Consider the following 730-nt stretch of genomic DNA (forward strand, 5'->3'; position numbering starts at 1 on the left):
GTACTTCAATCCCAAGCGCTACGACCTGGCCAAGGTCGGCCGCTACAAGCTCAACAAGAAGCTGGGTGTGAACGCGGAGATCACCCAGGGCACGCTCACCGAGGAAGACATCGTCGCCACGATCGAGTACCTCGTGCGCCTGCACGCCGGCGAGGAGACGATGCCGGGCGCCACCGGAGAGGTCGTCGTCGAGGCCGATGACATCGACCACTTCGGCAACCGGCGCCTGCGCACGGTGGGCGAGCTGATCCAGAACCAGGTCCGGCTGGGCATGGCCCGCATGGAGCGGGTGGTCCGGGAGCGGATGACGACGCAGGACGTCGAGGCGATCACGCCGCAGACCCTGATCAACATCCGGCCCGTGGTGGCGTCGATCCGCGAGTTCTTCGGGACCTCGCAGCTCTCGCAGTTCATGGACCAGGTCAACCCGCTGGCGGGCCTGACGCACAAGCGGCGGCTGAACGCCCTGGGCCCGGGCGGTCTGTCGCGTGAGCGCGCGGGCATGGAGGTCCGTGACGTCCACCCGTCGCACTACGGCCGCATGTGCCCGATCGAGACGCCCGAAGGCCCGAACATCGGCCTGATCGGGTCCCTGGCCTCCTATGCCCGGATCAACGCCTTCGGGTTCGTCGAGACGCCCTACCGCCGCGTGGTGGACGGTCGCGTGACCGAGCAGATCGACTATCTGACGGCGGATGAGGAGGATCGGTACGTCATCGCGCAGGCGAAC

General features: G+C 67.4%; 1 pseudogene. It reads left to right on the plus strand.

Features of this window, described 5'->3' with window-relative positions:
• Positions 1 to 730: pseudogene (locus D5H75_RS40730) on the plus strand (DNA-directed RNA polymerase subunit beta); the annotation flags it as partial.

Origin of the sequence: Bailinhaonella thermotolerans (assembly GCF_003594875.1) — a bacterium.
In the GTDB taxonomy this organism is placed as follows: domain Bacteria; phylum Actinomycetota; class Actinomycetes; order Streptosporangiales; family Streptosporangiaceae; genus Bailinhaonella; species Bailinhaonella thermotolerans.